Source organism: Cupriavidus lacunae (genome assembly GCF_003353055.1).
Classification (GTDB): Bacteria; Pseudomonadota; Gammaproteobacteria; order Burkholderiales; family Burkholderiaceae; genus Cupriavidus; species Cupriavidus lacunae.
Map to the genome: position 1 here is coordinate 70,544 of NZ_QKWJ01000022.1, position 18,293 is coordinate 88,836.

Annotated in this window: 17 protein-coding genes and 1 tRNA gene; 5 read left to right on the forward strand and 13 right to left on the reverse strand. The window is 69.1% G+C overall.

Annotated features, from left to right (window positions below):
• Positions 1-9 precede the first annotated feature (9 nt).
• Positions 10-1,272, forward strand: coding sequence for an MFS transporter (locus DN412_RS18710; RefSeq protein WP_115212966.1), 1,263 nt, complete (start codon positions 10-12; stop codon positions 1,270-1,272).
• A gap of 6 nt (positions 1,273-1,278) precedes the next feature.
• Here the strand turns inward: DN412_RS18710 and DN412_RS18715 are convergent, their stop codons facing one another.
• Together DN412_RS18715 and DN412_RS18720 are read right to left on the reverse strand one after the other, a co-directional pair.
• The gene (locus DN412_RS18715; protein ID WP_115212967.1) at positions 1,279-2,601 is read right to left on the reverse strand and encodes a HipA domain-containing protein; all 1,323 of its coding nucleotides are present in this window, start codon (positions 2,599-2,601) and stop codon (positions 1,279-1,281) included.
• Positions 2,594-2,914, reverse strand: coding sequence for a helix-turn-helix domain-containing protein (locus DN412_RS18720; protein WP_115212968.1), 321 nt, complete (start codon positions 2,912-2,914; stop codon positions 2,594-2,596). The genes DN412_RS18715 and DN412_RS18720 overlap by 8 nt, the downstream gene beginning before the upstream one ends.
• Before the next feature lie 349 nt (positions 2,915-3,263).
• On the opposite strand from DN412_RS18720, the gene DN412_RS18725 reads away from it, so the two are divergent.
• From DN412_RS18725 to DN412_RS18735, 3 genes are all read left to right on the forward strand, one after another.
• On the forward strand, positions 3,264-4,262 hold the full coding sequence (locus DN412_RS18725) for a Bug family tripartite tricarboxylate transporter substrate binding protein (protein ID WP_115212969.1): 999 nt from the start codon (positions 3,264-3,266) through the stop codon (positions 4,260-4,262).
• Positions 4,263-4,327: 65 nt separating this feature from the next.
• Positions 4,328-5,878 carry a class I adenylate-forming enzyme family protein gene (locus DN412_RS18730; protein ID WP_115212970.1) on the forward strand — a complete coding sequence of 517 codons (1,551 nt, stop codon included), beginning with the start codon at positions 4,328-4,330 and terminating at the stop codon, positions 5,876-5,878.
• Positions 5,879-5,986: 108 nt separating this feature from the next.
• Positions 5,987-6,063 (forward strand) — tRNA-Val (locus DN412_RS18735).
• A 112-nt stretch (positions 6,064-6,175) separates the two neighbouring features.
• Here DN412_RS18735 and DN412_RS18740 read toward each other — a convergent pair.
• From DN412_RS18740 to DN412_RS18755, 4 genes are all read right to left on the reverse strand, one after another.
• The gene (locus tag DN412_RS18740; protein ID WP_115212971.1) at positions 6,176-6,643 is read right to left on the reverse strand and encodes a cupin domain-containing protein; all 468 of its coding nucleotides are present in this window, start codon (positions 6,641-6,643) and stop codon (positions 6,176-6,178) included.
• Between the two features lie 158 nt (positions 6,644-6,801).
• Positions 6,802-7,962 carry a CaiB/BaiF CoA transferase family protein gene (locus tag DN412_RS18745; RefSeq protein ID WP_115212972.1) on the reverse strand — a complete coding sequence of 387 codons (1,161 nt, stop codon included), beginning with the start codon at positions 7,960-7,962 and terminating at the stop codon, positions 6,802-6,804.
• Positions 7,963-7,976: 14 nt separating this feature from the next.
• Entirely contained in the window at positions 7,977-8,990 is a 1,014-nt protein-coding gene (locus tag DN412_RS18750; protein WP_115212973.1) for an NADPH:quinone oxidoreductase family protein, read from the reverse strand.
• 11 nt (positions 8,991-9,001) lie between these two features.
• Entirely contained in the window at positions 9,002-9,997 is a 996-nt protein-coding gene (locus tag DN412_RS18755; RefSeq protein WP_115212974.1) for a Bug family tripartite tricarboxylate transporter substrate binding protein, read from the reverse strand.
• Positions 9,998-10,240: 243 nt separating this feature from the next.
• Here DN412_RS18755 and DN412_RS18760 point away from each other — a divergent pair, with 243 nt between their 5' ends.
• The gene (locus tag DN412_RS18760) at positions 10,241-11,140 is read left to right on the forward strand and encodes a LysR family transcriptional regulator (protein WP_115212975.1); all 900 of its coding nucleotides are present in this window, start codon (positions 10,241-10,243) and stop codon (positions 11,138-11,140) included.
• Between the two features lie 12 nt (positions 11,141-11,152).
• Here the strand turns inward: DN412_RS18760 and DN412_RS18765 are convergent, their stop codons facing one another.
• From DN412_RS18765 to DN412_RS18795, 7 genes are all read right to left on the reverse strand, one after another.
• Entirely contained in the window at positions 11,153-12,115 is a 963-nt protein-coding gene (locus DN412_RS18765) for a phosphatidate cytidylyltransferase (RefSeq protein WP_115212976.1), read from the reverse strand.
• Positions 12,112-12,738, reverse strand: coding sequence for a lysophospholipid acyltransferase family protein (locus tag DN412_RS18770; RefSeq protein ID WP_115212977.1), 627 nt, complete (start codon positions 12,736-12,738; stop codon positions 12,112-12,114). The genes DN412_RS18765 and DN412_RS18770 overlap by 4 nt, the downstream gene beginning before the upstream one ends.
• A gap of 6 nt (positions 12,739-12,744) precedes the next feature.
• A complete protein-coding gene (locus DN412_RS18775) occupies positions 12,745-13,176 on the reverse strand; it encodes a hypothetical protein (protein WP_078196588.1) in 432 nt (143 codons plus the stop codon).
• Positions 13,166-14,557: a phosphatase PAP2/dual specificity phosphatase family protein gene (locus DN412_RS18780; protein WP_115212978.1), complete on the reverse strand. Its 1,392-nt coding sequence runs from the start codon at positions 14,555-14,557 to the stop codon at positions 13,166-13,168. The genes DN412_RS18775 and DN412_RS18780 overlap by 11 nt, the downstream gene beginning before the upstream one ends.
• Entirely contained in the window at positions 14,554-16,323 is a 1,770-nt protein-coding gene (locus DN412_RS18785; protein ID WP_115212979.1) for a bifunctional alpha/beta hydrolase/class I SAM-dependent methyltransferase, read from the reverse strand. Before DN412_RS18785 ends, DN412_RS18780 begins: the two co-directional genes overlap by 4 nt.
• Before the next feature lie 4 nt (positions 16,324-16,327).
• Complete coding sequence (locus DN412_RS18790) at positions 16,328-16,954, reverse strand: CDP-alcohol phosphatidyltransferase family protein (RefSeq protein WP_115213005.1); 627 nt, start codon at positions 16,952-16,954, stop codon at positions 16,328-16,330.
• Between the two features lie 238 nt (positions 16,955-17,192).
• On the reverse strand, positions 17,193-18,263 hold the full coding sequence (locus DN412_RS18795; protein ID WP_115212980.1) for a M14 family metallopeptidase: 1,071 nt from the start codon (positions 18,261-18,263) through the stop codon (positions 17,193-17,195).
• Positions 18,264-18,293: the final 30 nt, after the last annotated feature.

The window sequence follows — 18,293 nt, forward strand, 5'->3', positions numbered from 1 at the left end:
CCTGAAGCCGTGACCGCCAGCAACACCCGCCACCCCGGTTCGCCCGACGCCGTGCCCGCCCACGCCCCGGCAATGCGCGCCGCGCGCGGTATCTCCCTGCTGACGTTCGCCTTTGCGCTCAGCCAGTTCTTCCGCTCCTGCCTGGCGGTGATGGCGCCCGAGCTGCAGCATGACTTCGGGCTGTCGCCGGCGGGCTTTGGCGCGCTGTCTTCGTCGTTCTTCCTGGCCTTTGCCGTAGCGCAGATCCCGGTGGGCATTGCCTTCGACCGCTATGGCGTGGGCCGGCCGACCGCGCTGCTGCTGGCGGTGGGGGCCGTGTCGTCGATCCTGTTCGTACTGGCGCCCAACGGCGCGGCGGCCACGCTGGCGCAGGTGGGGCTGGGGCTGGCGTGCGCGCCGGTCTTCATGGGCCTGCTGCATTTCGCCTCCGAGCAACTGTCCGAGCGCGACTACACCCGCGTGGTGAGCCGCTCAAATGCCATGGGCATGATCGGCGCGCTTTGCGCCACGGCGCCGCTGGGCTGGGCCATCTCGCTGATCGGCTGGCGCCCGTCGATGGCGGTGTCGGCCCTTGGCATGGTGGCGGCCTGCTATGGCGTGTGGCGCTTCGTGCGCGACCAGGGCCATGCCGAGGCGCGCAGCGCGTCATGGCCGGCGATGCTGTCGGAAAGCATGCAGTTGCTCAAGCTGGCGCCGCTGTGGACGCTGATCCCGCTATGCCTGGCGATGTCCGCCGGCACGGCCTTCCGCAATGCCTGGAGCGGCCCTTACCTGGCCGACGTGTTCGGCCTGGGCTCGGCGCCGCGCGGCGTGGCGCTGACGCTGCTGAGCCTGGCCGGCTTCCTGACCGCGTTCCTGCTGCCGGTACTGGTCCGCCGCAGCACGCTCAAGACCACCATCGCCGGCTGGTCGTGCTTTGCCATGTCGGGTTCGGTCCTGCTGACGCTGTGGCCGGACAACGGCATCGGCTACGGCGTGGCGATGATGGCGCTGCTGTCGACCATCGGCATGCTGCACCCGCTGGTGATGGCGCAGGGCCGCGGGCTGATCCCGCCGTCGCGGCGCGGGCGCGGGCTGGGGCTGCTCAATACCTTCGTGTTCCTGGGATCGGCGCTGACGTCATGGGGGTTCGGGCTGATCGCCAATGCCGGCCATGTGCGCGGCTGGCCACAGCCTTCCACCTATGCAGCGATCTTCCTGTCGGCGGGCTTGCTGATTGCCGCGGCCCTGGTGCCCTACTGCTTCAGCCCGCCGCATCCCACCAATCAATAGCCAGACTCAGGCCCCTGACAGCGCCCGCACCATGTCGGCAATGATGGTGAAGCGGATCACGCGCAGGCAGGCCAGTTCGCCGGCAAACCCACCGGTCAGCGCTGGTCGCTCCCTCGACATTTCCGCGTTCTGTTGCTCGACCAGCGCATAGAGCGCCTGCGCCGCAGGCCCGATGCCGCGCAGCATGGCATCCAGCCGCCGCTCGGCGGTCACGCCGGTCAGGCCCAGCGCGCGCCCCGCTTCCAGCACCAGCGCGCGCGCAAAGTCGCCGTAGAACTCCACGCCCAGCACCGGCCAGGCAAAGCGGTGCGCCTGCGGCCAGCCGGTCTTGTCGTAGGTGCGGGTGGCATAGGCCGCCTCGCTGAGCAGGTCGTAGAACGGCGCCAGCGCAATGCCGGCATCGGACACCAGGAAGCTCAGGTTCTTCAGGTGTGCGTCGGAATTGCCGACCAGGATATTGAACACCAGCCAGTCGAACAACCGCGCCCGCGCCACTGCGGGCGCGCGGCACAGCGTTGCCAGCTCCGCCAGCCGCGCGACGCTGCCCTGGTCGTACTTGAAGATGCGCGGCAGGTTCAGCAGCTGGCAGGCATCGATCGCATGCAGCCGCTGCCACTGTCCTTGCGGCGTCAGGCTTCGGTCGAAGCGGTCGATCAGGTAGACCGGCGACGGCACATAGCGCCGGTGCACCGGCGGCACGTCAAGCTTCAGCCGCGCGGCCAGCGACATCACGAACCACTCGTTGATGACGGAATGCGGATAGATTTCCTGCATCTGGTGGGTCGGCTTCAGGATATGCGTGGAGGGCATATCCGCGCCGGGCTCAAACAGTGTGTCGTCCTGCAGTACCACCGCCAGCTTGTGCTGGGCGCCGGCCAGCGACATGCGCTTGACCGCGCCATGCGTGAGCGGCACGCTGGGCAGGCTGTGGATGCGGGCATCGAGCGCGGCATCGCTCAAGGGGCGAAGGGCCGGCGCGGTGGCGGGCTCGCGGCCGCGCGGCAGCAAGGTCAGCGAGCCCGCAGACTCGGCCCCGTAATGCGCGAGCAAGGCAAAGGCATCGGCCTCGTTGCGGATGCTGGCATCGCGGGCCAGCAGCGCGCGCTGGCCGTCCTCGGGCAGGAGGTTGTCGAAGTACCACTGCACCGGCCGTAGCGTGCTGCCATCGGCGAGCGCACCCGGCTGCAGCGGCAACGCCGGGCTCAGGGCAAAGGCGCGCGGGTTGCCGACCCACGCCGCGTCATAGCGGAACGACCAGATATCGCCGGCCTCGTGCAACTCGCCCACCGGCGTGCCGTTGATGCTGGCCACCAACACCCGCTCAGCCATGCTGGCCGCCTCCCGCAGCGGCGGCGCGCCGGTTGCGGCTGCGCGCCTGGCGCTGGCTGAGCTTGCTGCGTTCGGCCTCCACCAGCGGGGCTGCGGCCTCCGGCAGGTCGACCACCACGCGCAGGCCAAGCCCCTCCAGCACCTGGAACAGCTTGCCCCACTGGATGCCTTCGGCCCCGTTCTCGACCCGCACCATGAAGTTCTCGCTGACGCCGATGGCACCCGCGGCATCGTCCTGCCGCAGGCCCTGCGCCTTGCGGGCGGCACGCACGAAGGCGCCGATATCGCCCGGTTCGGTGAGGGTCATCTGCATGAAAATCTCCTTGATTGCAAAGACTTTAGTGCCTAGAGGCCGGAAAATCAAGAAATCTCCCTGTTCGCAAAGATTTTTGCCGTACACCGGAGTCAACCCCAAAAATCTCCCTGATTGCAGAGATTTTTACCGCAGCGGTTGCCTCGATGGCGGGCCAACGGCCAACATGCACCAAAGTCACCGCCTGCGGTGCCCTACCGCTTCGCCTGCAAAAAGCCAGACTTATCGATTTAAGAATTCCACTGGCGCGCGCACACCTTTACCGTTTGTGACACCAACGTCCCAGCCACGACCTGGCGACATGGGACAACGGCCGCGCCCGCGGCCGGCACAATGAGGAGACAACCTGATGGCATCCATATCGCGCCCCGCCTGGGGCCGCCGCGCATGGCTGGCCGGCATGCTGACCACGGCCGCCGCAATCGCCCTGCCGTCCGGCGCCAGTGCCCAGACCTGGCCTGCGCGCCCGATCCAGCTGTTGATCCCCTATCCGCCGGGCGGCAGCGCCGACCTGCTGGCGCGCCCGGTCGCGGCCAAGCTGCAGGAGCGCCTGGGCCAGCCGGTGGTGCTCGACTACCGGCCCGGCGCCGGCGGCACCATCGCCAGCCAGGCGCTTGCGCGGGCCAAGCCCGACGGCTACACGCTGATCATGGTACTGGCCGCGCACGCCATCAATGCCAGCCTGTACCCCAAGCTGCCCTATGACACGCGCAAGGACTTCGCGCCGGTATCGCTGGTGGCCAACCTGCCGATGATCCTGGCCGGCAGCCCGTCGCTGCAGGCCACCAATGTGAAGGAGCTGATTGCCGAGGCCAAGGCCGCGCCCGGCAAGCTCACCTTTGGCTCGGCCGGCAACGGCAATACCGGCCACCTGGCGGGAGAGCTGTTCGATTCGGTGGCGGGCATCAAGATGACCCACGTACCCTACAAGGGCAGCGCACAGGTGGTGACCGCGATGCTGTCGGGCGAGGTCCAGCTGACCTTCGACAGCATCTCCACCACGCTGCCGCATGTAAAGAGCGGCAAGCTGCGCGCGCTGGCCGTGACCGGCAGCCAGCGCGCCGCCGTAGCGCCCGAGGTACCAACGCTGGCCGAGGCCGGCGTGCCGGGCATCAGCATCACGGGCTGGTATGCGGTACTGGCACCGGCCGGCACGCCGCAGCCCGTGATCGACCGGCTCAGTACCGAGATTGCCACGGTGCTGCGCCAACCCGACCTGAAAGCCAACCTGGCCACCAACGGCTATGAGCCGGTAGGCTCGACGCCCGCGGCGCTGCGCACCCATATCGACGCCGAGATCAACCGCTGGAGCAAGGTGGTGAAGGACTCCGGCGCACAGATCCAGTAAGTCAGCTTCGATCCATCATTGCTCATCGGGTGCGCCGCGCCGGCACCCGCATTTCCTTGCCGACCATGACCCAACCGACACCGCTCCAACGCCCCTTCACCACCATGTCCGTGCTCGTGCGCGAGCATGCCACGCAGCGCCCCACGCAGCGCGCCCTGATGCATGGCGAGCGCGTGCTCGACTATGCCGGCCTCGATGCCGCCATGGACCGCATCGCCGCGGCGCTGGCCCGTGACGGCGTGCGCCCCGGCGAAGCCATCGCCATCTGCGCGTCGTCCTCGATCGAATATGCCGCGGTCTACCTGGGCGCGGTGCGCGCCGGCGTGGTGGTGGCGCCGCTGGCGCCGTCGTCCACGCCGGACAGCCTGGCCGGCATGATTGCCGACGCAGGCGCGCGCATCCTGTTCGCGGACGCCACCGTGGCCGACGTGCTGCAGCCCGTGCGCGACAAGCTCACCGCCACGCCCATCGTCACGCTGGACGGCAACGGCGCAGGCCAGCCGTACCAGGCCTGGCTGGCGCCCGCCGGCACGCCGGCGGCCGAGCCCAGGATCCGCCCGGAGATGCCGCTCAACATCATCTATTCGTCCGGCACCACCGGCACCCCCAAGGGCATCGTGCAATCGCACGGCATGCGCTGGGCCCATGTTTCGCGTGGCGCCGCCACCGGCTACGGCACGCATGCGATCACGCTGCTGTCGACGCCGCTGTATTCCAACACCACCCTGGCCAGCTTCTTCCCGACCATCGGACTGGGCGGCACCGCCATCCTGATGGCCAAGTTCGATGCCGGCCAGTACCTGGCGCTGGCGCAGCAGCATCGCGTCACGCACACCATGCTGGTGCCGGTGCAGTACCAGCGGCTGCTCGCGCATCCCGAGTTCGACCGCCATGACCTCTCGTCCTTCCGGCAGAAGTTCTGCACCAGCGCACCGTGCAGCCCGGCCCTGAAGGCCGAAGTGCTGCGGCGCTGGCCGGGCGCGCTGACCGAGCTGTACGGCATGACCGAAGGCGGTGGCGGCTGCCTGCTGTTCGCCGACCAGTTCCCGGACAAGCTGCATACCGTCGGGCGCCCCGCCACCGGTGCCGACGTGCGCATCATCGACGACGAGGGCCGCGAGCTGCCGCCCGGCAGCACCGGCGAAGTGGTGGGCCGCTCGGCGGCGATGATGAACGGCTACCACAACCAGCCCGACAAGACGGCCGAGACCGAATGGCACGACGCGCAGGGCCAGCGCTTTATCCGCACGGGCGATATCGGCCGCTTTGACGAAGACGGTTTCCTGGTGCTGATGGACCGCAAGAAGGACATGATCATCTCAGGCGGCTTCAACCTCTACCCGAGCGATCTCGAGGCGGTGGTGCGCGACCACCCGGCAGTGGCCGATGTGTCAGTGGTGGGCGTGCCGTCGGAGCGCTGGGGCGAGACCCCGGTTGCCTTCGTCGCGCTGCGTGCCGGCAGCGAAGCCAGCGCGCAGGATGTGCTGGCCTGGGCCAACGAACGCCTGGGCAAGACCCAGCGGCTGGCCGCGATCCATGAAGTGGAGAGCCTGCCGCGCAGCGCCATCGGCAAGGTGCTCAAGCGCGAACTGCGCGACCGCATCGCCGCTGCATGACGCACTGAAAGACGCGCTGCACACGGCACAAGCGCAGGCATCCAGGCAAAAAGTTCGCGGGGGTGCTTGCACAATCGAAAAGGCGTCTCTATAATTCGCGCCTTCGCTAGGCTCGTAGCTCAGCTGGTTAGAGCACCACCTTGACATGGTGGGGGTCGTTGGTTCGAGTCCAATCGAGCCTACCAACGCACAACGGAACACGGACGGTACGCATCGCGTACCGTCCGTTTTTCTTTTTGGCCGCGCCAGTGGCTTCTCCGGGGCCGGTACGCCTGCCGACAGCGTTACCGCCCGGGTTCAGGGCAGCAAGTGCGTATCGCCGGCAGCCTGCGGCGGCAGCTTGATTGCCAGCGCCTTGAATTCGCCGCTGGTGGCGACCGAACCCGCATGCGCGGCGCCCTTCGGGATGATGATCAGGTCGCCGGGGCGGACCTCGCGCTGTTCATTGCCCAACCAGAATGTGCCCGTGCCCGAAATGATGTACTGGATCTCGTCGGCGCTGGTGTGGTAGTGCTTCGGCACGTTGCCCGATTGCACGGCAATGGTCCCGTGCGGCGTCGCCACCAGCCCCTTCGTACGCAGCGTGCCCATATTGGGAACCTGCGGCCCGATGTCTTCACTGGTCATGGCCACCAGGTTGATCACTTGCGGTGCCAGCGCGGCCGGCGGGGTCTGGGCGTGGGCCGGCGGCAGCCCCGTGTGGGCGGCAAGGTAGCCGCAAGCAAAAGCGACCGGGACTGCAGCAAGAACGGCAAAGCGATGCATGTTTTTCTCCCTTCGGTTGGCCTGCGGTCATTGCATCGCCACGACGCCTGAGCCGTGCGACACGGCTGGATTGTCTCACCGCGATCCACGCTCAGAAGTGGGGAAAACCCGTGCCGGAGCCAGCCATCCGGGGCATGCCGCCCACCACTTATCTCCCTTTATCGTGCCACCGCGCCCGCGATGCCGAATTCCGCCAGCACCGCATCCGTATGTTCGCCCAGCAACGGCGCCACACCGAGCGGCCGCGCGGCGCTGGCCTGCCCGGGCAGGTTCGCCCAGGGCAGCTCTCCCAGTCCGGCCTGCACCACCTGCGCGAATACACCCGCCTCCATGCACTGCGCGCTGCCGCGCAATTCGCGCGGATGGCCGATGCGCGCAAACAGCACATCATGTTCCGTAAAGATGGCCTCCCAGTGCGCCAGCGGATGCGCGCGCAACGCCGCCGCCACGCGCCGGCCCAGTTCCGCCGCGCGTGGCAGGCGTCCGGCACTGGTGCGCAGCCCGGCATCCGCCAGCCAGTCGTCAAATCCAAGGAGCGTGGCAAGCCGGTTGAACATCGCATCGTTGAGCATGCTCAGATAGAGCTGCCCGTCGGATGCCTCGAACATGCCCGTCGGCGCATTGGCCGCGGCGAGTTCTGCATCCGGGAACATGGCGTCATCCAGCACCAGGTATGACTGCAGTGCGGCGCTCGCCTCCAGCAGCGACACCTGCACATGCCGCCCCTTGCCGCTGCGGGCGGCCTTGTACAGCGCTGCCGAAGCACGCTGCGCCGCGTAGAGGCCGGTGCTGAGATCGACCAGGAAGAAGCCGATACGCCGCGGCTGGCCAGCACTGTCGCGGTTGATATGCATCAGGCCGCTGAAGGCCTGCATGGTGGTGTCCACCGCCGGCATCGCCGCCATCGGCCCGGTGTGGCCGTAGCCGGAGATCGACACATAGACCAGCGCCGGATTGTGCGCGGCCAGTTCCTGGTAGCCCAGGCCCATCCGCTCGGCCACGCCGGGGCGGAAGTTCTGGATCACCACGTCGGCACGTTCGGCGAGCGCACGCATGGCCTTGCGCCCGCTTTCCGTGCGGGCGTCGAGCACCACGCTTTCCTTGCCGGCGTTGTAGGCAATCGAAATCGCGGTCTGGCCTTCGCGCACCCGCCCCATCTGCCTGGCCCAGTCGCCGATCGGCGGCTCTGCCTTGATCACGCGCGCGCCCTGCTGGCGCAGGATCAGGCCGCAGTAAGGGCCGGCGATGCCCTGGCTCAGGTCCAGCACGGTCAGGCCATCGAACATGGCATCGTCGGTTGCTGCTTGTGCATGGTGCATGTCGTTCTCTCCGTTCAGATATCCAGCATGACCTTGCCGATGGCGCGGCGCGACATCGTGGTGTCGACGGCGTTGAGCCAGTCGCTCAGCGGGAAGTGCTGCAGCACGGGCGGCGCCAGCTTGCCGCTGGCTGCCGCCTGCATGATCTCGGCCACCATCGCCTGCACCGGCTGCGCAAAGCGCCGGCGCTCGTCGGTCAGGCCCCAGCCGATGTAGTAGCCATAGTTGAAGCCGATCAGCGTCAGGTTCTTCACCAGCAGCAGGTTGGCCGGCACCTCCGGGATGCGCCCGCTGGCATAGCCGATCGACAGCAGCCGCGCGCCCGGCGCCGCGCAGCGCAGCGAGGCGTCGAAGAGATCGCCGCCGACCGGGTCGAACACCACGGCGGCGCCGCCCGCCGGGCACAGTGCCTTGACCGATGCCGCCGATGTGGCCGCGTCGGACTCCAGCGCATGCGCGGCGCCGTTGCGCAGCGCCGCCTCGCGCTTGGCCTCGGTACTGGCGGTGGCAATCACGCGCGCACCCATCAGCCGGCCCACCTGTACCGCGGCCGTGCCCAGCGCGCCGCTGGCGCCGTGGACCAGCATGGTTTCTCCCGGCTGTAGCGCGGCGCGCCAGGCCAGCGCGGCCCAGACCGTGCCGTAGGTGATGGGCAGCGCGGCCGCCTGCGCCAGTTCCAGCCCGTCAGGCACCGGATAGACCGTGTCGGCGGTGGCCACCGCTTCCTCGGCAAAGCCGCCCCAGTCCAGCGCCGCGGCCACGCGCTGGCCCGGGTGCAGGCGCGTGACATCAGGCGCCACCTCGATGATCTCGCCCGCGACTTCGGTGCCGGGCGTGAACGGCAGCGGCGGCTTGCGCTGGTACTTGCCGGAGACAAACAGGCTCAGCGCAAAGCCCACGCCAGCATGCCGCACGCGGATGCGCACCTGGCCCGGGGCCAGCGGCTGGCGCGGCATGCGTTGTAGTTCCAGCTCGCTCCAGTGGCACCAGCGGGAGCAGACCAGCCCCAGGTATTCGCTTGCTTGCATCGGGACTCCTGTCATTCGAGCGTGATGCCGACATCGCTGATGATGCGGCTCCATTTGTCGCGGTCGTTCTTCATCACCGCGGCGAAGGCTTCCGGCGTGCCGCCGATCGGCACCAGGTTCAGGTCCTGCATCTTCTTCGCGATTTCCGGCAGGCGCACGATGCGCGCGACCTCGCGCGACAACGCGTCCACCCGTGCTTTCGGCACGCCGGCGGGGAACAGCAGGCCCATCCAGGTCTCGGGTTCGAAGCCCTTGTAACCCGCTTCGCCGAAGGTCGGCACGCCAGGCAGCAGCGCGGACCGTTCGCGGCCGGTGATCGCCAGCGGAATCAGCTTGCCGCCCTTGAGCAGCGGCATCGCCGTGCCTACCGCGATAAAGCCGATCTTCACGTGGCCCGCTGCCAGGTCGGTCGCCAGCGGCGCGCCGCCCTTGTACGCGACATGGTCCATCTCCAGGCCGGCCTCGCGCTTGAAGAGCTCGCCCATGATGTGTCCGGTGGTGCCGGCTCCGTACGAACCGTACGGGTACTTGCCCGGATTTGCCTTGACCAGAGCCACCAGCGCCGGCAGCGAGCGCACCGAGAAGTCTGGCGACACGGCGAGAATGCTCGATGAATTCGCCACCTCGCTGACAGCCGCGAAATCGGTGATCGGGTCATAGCCAATGCGCGGATACAGCGTCGGGTTCTGCACGTGGGCGGTGAACGTCAGTAGCGCCGTGTAGCCGTCTTTGGCGGCCCGGGCGACGTACTTCGTGCCGGTGGTCGCCCCGGCGCCCGGCTTGTTGTCGACGATCACAGGCTGACCCCAGGTCTTCGTCAGCTCCTGCCCGATCAGCCGCGCCACGGCGTCGTTCACGTTGCCCGCCACCGACGGCACCACGATGGTGAGCGGACGTGATGGATAGGGTTCGGCGGTTGCGGAATCGGCGGCGGAAACTGCCGCCGGGATGACCGCCAGCAGCATGGCGGCCACGGCTGCGCGCAGCCGTGCGGAACGGTGTTGCATCGCTTTGTCTCCTGTCCTGGTTCCCTTCTGTGGTGCCCGCGGGATTGCGGTGCGCGAGGGATGCAACGCAGTCTAGGCCAGCACCCCGGCCGGCGCGATTCCTGCGCGGCGCGGGCCAAGTCTTGCCAGGCATGGCGCAGCGCCGCATTGCCGCTGACCCTGCCCGCTGACGCGGCACTGGTGTTGGGCGGCGCTACAATGGCCCGCACCTTCCCCGTGCCATTGCCGAGCCATCACGCCCCCATGCGATTCGAGGATCTAGAAGCCTTCCTGGTTGTCTCCGAGCACGGCAACCTGCACCGCGCCGCCGAGACCCTGGGCATGACCCAGTCCGGCCTGTCCAAGACGCTGGCGCGGCTGGAAGGCGAAGCCGGCATGCCCTTGTTCGAGCGCACCCCGCGCGGGCTGGTACCGACCAGCGTGGGGCGCACCCTGGTCGCCCATGCGCGCCGGATCTCGCTGGCCGCCGGCGACATGCGCAACGAATTGGCCGAGCAGCGCGCGGCGCGCGCGGGCTCGGTGCGCCTGGGCGCCATTCCCTACCTGCTGCCGTCGCTGCTATCGCCGCTGCTGGCCCGGTTCTTCCTGAGCCGGCCGCTGGCCACGTTTTCGATCGAAACCCACCTGAGTGCGCGCCTGATGGCGATGCTGCAGAACGGCGAGGCCGACCTGATCCTGGGCGCACGCCCGACCAGCCTGCCACCGGACATTGCTTGGCTGCCGCTCGGGCCCCTCACCATGCAGATCGTGTCGCGCACCGGCCATCCGCGCCGCGAGGGATTTCGCACGCTGGCCGATCTGAGCGGCGAACGCTGGGTGGTGCCGGCCAGCTCGTTGTACCTGCGCCAGTGGCTGGAAGAACGGTTTACCTCGGTCGGATTGCCGCCGCCGCGCGTGGCGGTGGAAAGCACGGCGTCGCCGGTGGCGTTTGGCGAACTGCTGCGGCATTCGGACCTGCTCGGCATCATGCCGCCGCGCATGCTGCATCAGGCCGAAGGCAAGGGGCTGGCGGCGATCGAGGCGCCGGGCATGTCGTGGCAGCACGAACTGGCCGTGCTGTGGCGTGCCGATGGCTACCTGTCGCCGATCTGCCAGGACTTCCGCGATGCAGTGGTGACGTGGTCCGAAGAGATGGAGCTTTGAAGCCGCGGGGGCTCAGGGCACCCACCAGTAGCGCGTGATATGGAAGAACACCGGCGCGGCAAACACCACCGAGTCCAGCCGGTCCAGCATGCCGCCGTGGCCCTGGATCATGTGGCCCCAGTCCTTGATGCCGCGGTCCCGCTTGATTGCCGACATCACCAGCCCGCCGAGGAAGCCCATCAGCGCGATCACCAGCGCAATCGCGCCGGCCTGCCACGGCGAGAACGGCGTGATCCACCACAGCGCCGCGCCCAGCGCGGTGGCACTGGCCACCCCGCCGACAAACCCCTCGACCGTTTTCGAGGGCGACAGCAGCGGCGCGATTTTGTGCCTGCCGCACAGCTTGCCCCACACGTACTGCAGCACGTCGCTGCCCTGCACCACGATCACCAGGAAGGCGATCAGCAGCAGGTTGCGGCCGTCGAACCCCGGGATCGGCAGCGTCAGCAGCGCGGGCACGTGCGAGATGCAGAACACGCAGACCATCACCGCCCACTGCACCCCGGCGCAACGCTCCAGGAAGCGCGTGGTCTCGGACGACAGCGCCGCCAGGATCGGCAGGATCAGGAAGGCATAGACCGGGATCAGGATCGAGAACATGCCGTACCAGCCGACATAGACCAGCACGTACTGCAGCGGCAGGAACACAAAGAACGCGGCGACGATGGCATGATGGTCGCCGCGCCGCGTGGTGATGATGGTGACGAATTCGCGCAGCGCGAAGAACGACAGCAGGTAGAACAGCACGATCACCGCAGTACGGCCCAGCGCAAAGGCCGCGCCCATGATGCCGATCATCCACCACCAGGCCCAGACGCGTTGCGCCAGGTTGTCGATCACCGCGTGCTGGCCGCCCCCCGCCACGCGCCAGCGCAGCAGCGAGGTCACGGTGGAGGCCAGCAGCAACACGCCGAACAGGCCGCCGAACAGCAGCCAGGTCTCGCGGCTCCAGTGCAAAGTGGGCATGGCGGTCATTCCAGTTCCGGGGCTAGCGCGAGCAGGCCGTCGCGGCAGCGGGCAAGGAAGGCTTCCTTGGTTTCTTCAGCGGCCAGCAGCACCGGGTGGCCAAAGGTCACGGTGCACAGCAGCGGTACCGGCACGACTTCGCCCTTGGGCATCACGCGGTTGAGGTTGTCGATCCACACCGGCACGAACTCCACTTCGGGACAGACCCGCGCCAGATGGTAGATGCCGCTCTTGAACGGCAGCAGGCGCGCGTCGGTGGTATTGCGCGTGCCTTCGGGGAACAGGATCAGCGAGTCACCGGACGTCAGCGCGCCATGCATCAGCGCCACCGGGTCGCAGCCAGGGTCGCTGCGGGTCCGGTCGATCAGCAGCGCGCGGAACACGTCGCGGCCGATAAAGCGCCGCAGCGGCGAGCGCTCCCAGTAGTCGGCACCGGCCACCGGGCGCGTGATGGTGCGCAGGTCCGGCGGCAGGCAGCCCCAGATCAATACGAAGTCGCCATGGCTGCTGTGGTTGGCAAAATAGACGCGCTGCACCGCGGCGGGGATGCAGCCTTGCCAGTTGGCGCGCATGCCGGTCAGCAGCCGGGCGAAGACGATGATGGCGCGCGCGGTCGTGCGGGCAAGCCACATGGTTGTTTACCTCAGGATCAGGGAGAGCAAGGCCAGCACCAGCTGGCACACAGTCAGCGCCGCGCTGGCACGCACCAGCCGCAGCGCGCCACGGGCGCGGTCCGGCAGCGGGCGGCCGGCGCGTTGCGCTGGCATCCAGCCCAGCTCAAGCAGCGCGGCGTCCAGTCCGGCCAGATCGGGCTGGCCTTGCCGCCCGGTGGCGAGCGCATCGAACAGGCGGCGGTCGATTGCCACGCGCAGCAGGAGCCAGAGCTGGGGCAGCGCCAGCAGCAGCGAGGCTGCCGCCAGCCAGCACGAGATCGTCGTGGCCGCCCCCAGCCATGCCGTGACCACGGCGAAAGCCAGCCCGGCCGCGCCGATCCACACGGCGCCCGACAGCGCGCCGGTGACTGCGTGCGCGATCCAGGCTTCAGTGCGTTGCGTGAACTCAGCGTCCATCGTCGGGCTCCGGCATGGCGGGACGATCCAGGCAGCGTTGCAGCGCCTCGGCATGTTCGCGTCCCAGCACCACCGCCGGGCGATGCTCGCGCAGCACCGCCAGCGCAGCGCCGGCGTCGCGCAAGCCCTGCCGGCGCGCCAGCCACGCGGCGGCAACCAGCGCGCTGCGCGAATAGCCCAGCGCGCAGCTGACCAGCACGCGGCGTCCCTGCCGGTGCCAGGCGTCGAGCTGCGCCACGGCTTGTTCGATCTGCTCGGGCGTCGGCACGGTCAGGTCCAGCACCGGCACGCAACGATAGGCAATCCCCGGGCCGGTGGCCGCGCGCGGCAGCTCGGCAGTCAGGTCGAGCACGGCGTCCGCCCCGATCGTGCGCAGCTCGGCCCGCGTCGGGAAGCGGCCGATCCAGATGCCATCCGCAATGGCGCTGGCCTGCGGCGCGCGCCGCGTCCACCAGCGTGAATTGAGGAAGGCACCCAGCAGGTAAGGCGCCAGCACCCAGCGTGCGCCCGGCGCCATGGCGCCGTCGCGGTCCTTCTGGAACCACGCTGGCGCGGCCAGCGCGTAGATCCGGGCGACGCAGGCCAGCGCCAGCGCGGCCCACAACAGCAGGAATGCCAGCGTCACCGACGCGCCCACCGCCAGCACCGCGCACAGCAATGCCACCAGCGCGCCCACGCTGTAGCGGCGCGACAGCTGGCGCGTGCGCGCGTCGCGCGCACCGGCTGCCGCCGCGGGCAGTTGCATCGGGAACAGGTAAACGCACAGCCAGCCCGCCAGCGCCCCGGTGGGCAAGTCGATCAGGTGGTGCTGCCACGTGGTCAGCACCGAGACCCCGATCAGCGCAAACCAGCCATGCAGCAGCCAGCGCCAGCCGCCGCGCAGGTGGGCCGCAAAGGCGACCCACAGGATCACCAGCAGGCTGATATGCAGCGACGGCGCCTGGTTGAACGGCAGGTCGAAGCCGCCCAGCAGCGTGAACAGCTGGCCCGGCAAGCCGTCGGCCTCGGGCCGGGCAAAGCTGAAGCGCAGCGGGAAGGCGATAAAGCACGCCACCGAAACCAGTTGCGCCATCACCAGCCGCTTGACGTGCGTGAGCAGCGCCGCGCGCGTGCGCCTCAGGAAGAAGGAAATGCCGTACAGCAGGTCGATCGACCAGTACGGCAGGATGGTCCACGGCAGGAACGGAATCCCGCGCTCCCATTCGAAATAGAACGACGGCACGTTGGCGCGCTGGCTCGCCAGCCAGTTGGCAAAGCCATAGCTGGAGAAGAAGAACGCGCCGGCCAGCGCCAGCAGCAGGCAGGCCAGCCCCCAGGGCCGCTGCCCGGCTGGCTGGTCCGGAGGCGCCTCGGCGCCAGCCTCCGTGGGCACCGTGCTCATGCGCTGCGCCTGCGCGCCAGGCTGACGGTGAAAATGCCCCACGGGTCGATGCGCTGGGTCACCTTGTAGAAGCCCGCGGCCCGCACCAGTTCGTCCATCTCGGCCTGCGAGCGGCGGCGCATCACCCAGGCCGCGCCGGCACGGTGGCTGGTCAGCGCGCGCGCAATAAACTCCAGCTGCGGATGCCAGGGCTGGCCGGTGTAGACCAGGTAGCCGCCCGGGGGCACCGCGCGCGCCAGGCCGTCGAGCGAGCGCCGCACCATCGCGTTGTCGGGGAACAGTTCATACAGGCCGGACACCACCGCCAGCGTCGGCGCAGGCGTCAGCGCGGCCAGGCTGTCACCGTCGAAGGCATCGCCCTGCTCGAAGCGGGCCACGCCCTCCAGGCCCTTGGCGGCGATCAGCGCGCGGCCCTGCTCGACGTTCAGCGGGCTGTAGTCGCGCAACAGGATCGACTCGACCGCGGCCGCGCCGCCCTCCAGCCCGCCCAGCGCTTCCAGTACATAGCGCCCGTGCCCGGCGGCGATATCGACCATGCGCACCGGCATGCCGGCCGCCCGCAGCCGCCGCACGGCCTCAGCGATCAGTGCCTCGGCATGGACCTTACGCTGGCGGATGCCGCGCCAGCCGATCGCGTCCAGGTATTGCCGGTCGGCCAGCCGGCCCAGCTTGCCGCGGCCCGACGGCGTGTCGCGGTAAACGTAGTCCAGCGTCGAACCCGAATCGAAGCCGGTCTCATGGCCCAGCCGCACCCCGTCCGACAGCATCCCGCCCAGCTTCAGGTTGGCCCGCGCCGCGCGCCAGTACCACGCGGCCAGCCCGGCCGGCGCCGACGCCAGTCTGTCGGATTCCTCGCGGAACGGGCCGAGCTGGTCGGCATCGAGCAGCGAGCGCGGCGCCGATGGCGTGTCGAACTCGCGCAGGATAAAGCGGCGCGCCGCATCGACCGCCAGCTTGCGGTCGCGCTCGCCGAGCGTGTCGTGATAGAAGCCGTCCAGCACGATGCGCTCCTTGGTGCGCGACCCCAGGCGCTCATAGAAGCGGTCCTGCGGCCCGCGATGCACGACCCAGTCGGCGCCGGAGATCAGCAGCTGCGTTGGCACCGTGATCGCGGCGGCATCGGCCACGATGCGCTCCGCGGTCTCGTACAGGTCCAGCAGGATATTGACCGCTATCGCGCGCGTGATCAGCGGATCGCTGTCATAGCTCGCGATGCGCTCGGGATCATGCGTCAGGAACCTGGCCTTGACGTAGCTGTTGACGAAGAACTTGCCGCGCAGGCGCTGCATCAGCTTCAGCCCCGGCCGCGCAAACGGCACGTAGAGCTTGACCCTGAATGCCGGCGAGGCCAGCACCAGCGCGCGGATCGGCGGCGCGTAGTCATGCACCCAGGTGGCGGCCACCACCGCGCCCACACTCTGCGCGATCACCGCGGTGCGTTCCAGCGGAATGCCGTGGACTTCGGCGATATGGGTGGTGAAGGTCTGGATATCACGCACCGAGTCCGCCAGGCTGGGGCTGTAGCCGCGCTCGCCGGGCGAATTGCCGTGGCCGCGCGCATCCCAGGCAAAGATGTCGTAGCCGGGCAGGTTCAGTTCGTCGGCCAGGTGGGCGACGCGGCCGGAATGCTCATGGCCGCGATGGAACAGCACCACGGCGCCGCGGGCCGGGCCCTCCACGGCCGGCCAGTGCCGATAGAACAGCGTCTGGCGGTCGTGGGTCTCGAATTGCCGCAGCAGCGGCTGGCGCATCGACAGTCGGTCCATCTTGCTACTCCGCGGAGCGGGCCTGGGCCTCGGCAATGCCGCGGCGCACCCGGTTGGCAATCGTGAACAACGACAACAGCGACAGCAGCAGCCACAGCCAGCTTGCGGCCGCGCCAAAGCCCAGCCCCAGCCCGGCCCACAGTGCAATCGCGCCAACCGCGAAAGCGCGGTCGCTCTTGCCCAGCGGACCGTCGTAACGCCGGCTGGCGCCGACCTGCGGACCGATCAGGCCGGCAGCCTCGACAATCACCGCCAGCAGCGCGAAGGTGCCGACCTGCCCCAGGCTGAAGCCCGGCAGGGCAGCCAGCGGCAGGATCAGCGCCAGGTCCGAGACAATGTCGCCAAGCTCGTTCAGGTAGGCACCCAGCACGCTCTGCTGGCCATGCTCGCGCGCCAGCATGCCGTCGATGGCATTGAGCGCCATGCGCAGGAACAACCACAGGGGGAACAGCAGGAACAGGGCCGGGGTCTCGGCCACCAGCATGCCCAGCGCGGCCAGCACGCCCACCGTCAGCGAGCCCGCGGCGGCGGCCAGCGTCACCTGGTTGGCGGTCACGCCGCGCTGCGCCAGGTCCTGCACCAGAGGGCGCAACCAGGCCTGGAACCTGGGCTTCAGTTCGTAGAGCGTCATCGCACCGGCCTCCCTGCCGAGCTGATGCCGGAAGCGGCGCCATGCGCCAGGCCGCGGCGGCGCGAATGACACCGCGCTGGCCCACCCCGACCTCTTCCGTCTTGTTCTTGATTATTTGCTGACTGTTGCCCGGCTGCGGCAGCTGCCGGCCATAGTGTGGCGGCAGTGCCCGGCTCGGCACGCTACCGCCAACATCGAGACATTACCAGATGGCGCTTGCTGCCCGTCAGCGCGCCCGCTAGACCGAGGCAATGGTGTCCCGCACCGCGTCGGTCACCTGCCCCACCACGCCGTCGCGCCAGTCGTCGGCATCGCCATAGAAGGCGCGCCACATGGCGTGGCGGACCAGCGAGCGCTGGTTCTCGTCGGCTTCGGGGTGCCGGTGCAGCCAGTGGTCGCCGCGCAGCGCGTCCAGGACCTCGCCCACCGGCAGCGTGCCGAACTCCAGCGCGATGCCGGCATAGTCCACCGTGGGCAGCGTCTGCGGCACGGCGTGCCAGGCCAGCCCGGTCAGGTTGGCCGAGGTCGACGAGCCATCGTAGATCGAGGTCACCCGCTTGCCCCAGATCGCGCGCGTGCGCGTGATCGACTCCGGCGTGTCCGGCCCCATGTGGATGGGCTCGCCATAGCCCCAAGGCCCGAGGCCGGTATGGACGTCGATCCAGCGCAGCGCCTCGCGCCCGGCGCCGAAGCGCGCCAGGATGCGGCACAGCGTGTAGTTGCTCCAGGTGGCCTTGTCGCCGCCGTAGAACATGCCGACCGGGTCCTGGTACTGGCCGCGGCTGACCGCCGCCTGGTACCACGCCATGCCGCGCTCGGCCACGGCCTTCATCAGCTGCGCCTGGTCGGTGTCGGACGGCGGCCATTGGGGCGGCAGCAGCAGCGGCGCGATCTCGGCATAGGCCGCGTTCTCCGGCAGCGGCTGCGTGAAATCCATGAAATTGCGGTTCAGGTCGACGTTGTCCTCGTTGACCCGGCGCAGGTGGGAGAAGCCGTAGGGATTGATCGCGTGCACCAGCAGCAGGCTGGTGTCGGCGGCGGCGCAATCGGCAAGCAGCGCGGCGTCGTGCAGCAACGACACCTGCGCGCCCGAGCCGGCAAAGCCCTCGGCGCCGTGCGTGCCCGAGGTCACCATGATGCAGCGGCGGGCCTCGGCCGGGCCGGCCAGCGCCACGTCGATCGCCAGGTCTTCGCCGGCACTGCCGCGCTTGGTGGGATGCGGGAACTGCGCCAGGGCGGCGCCCGCCGCGCGGGCGGCGTCCAGGAACTTCTTGCGAGCTTCGGCGTAGCTGCGAGAAAAATGGCTCATGGCGTCACCAGCGGATGCGATGCAGGCATT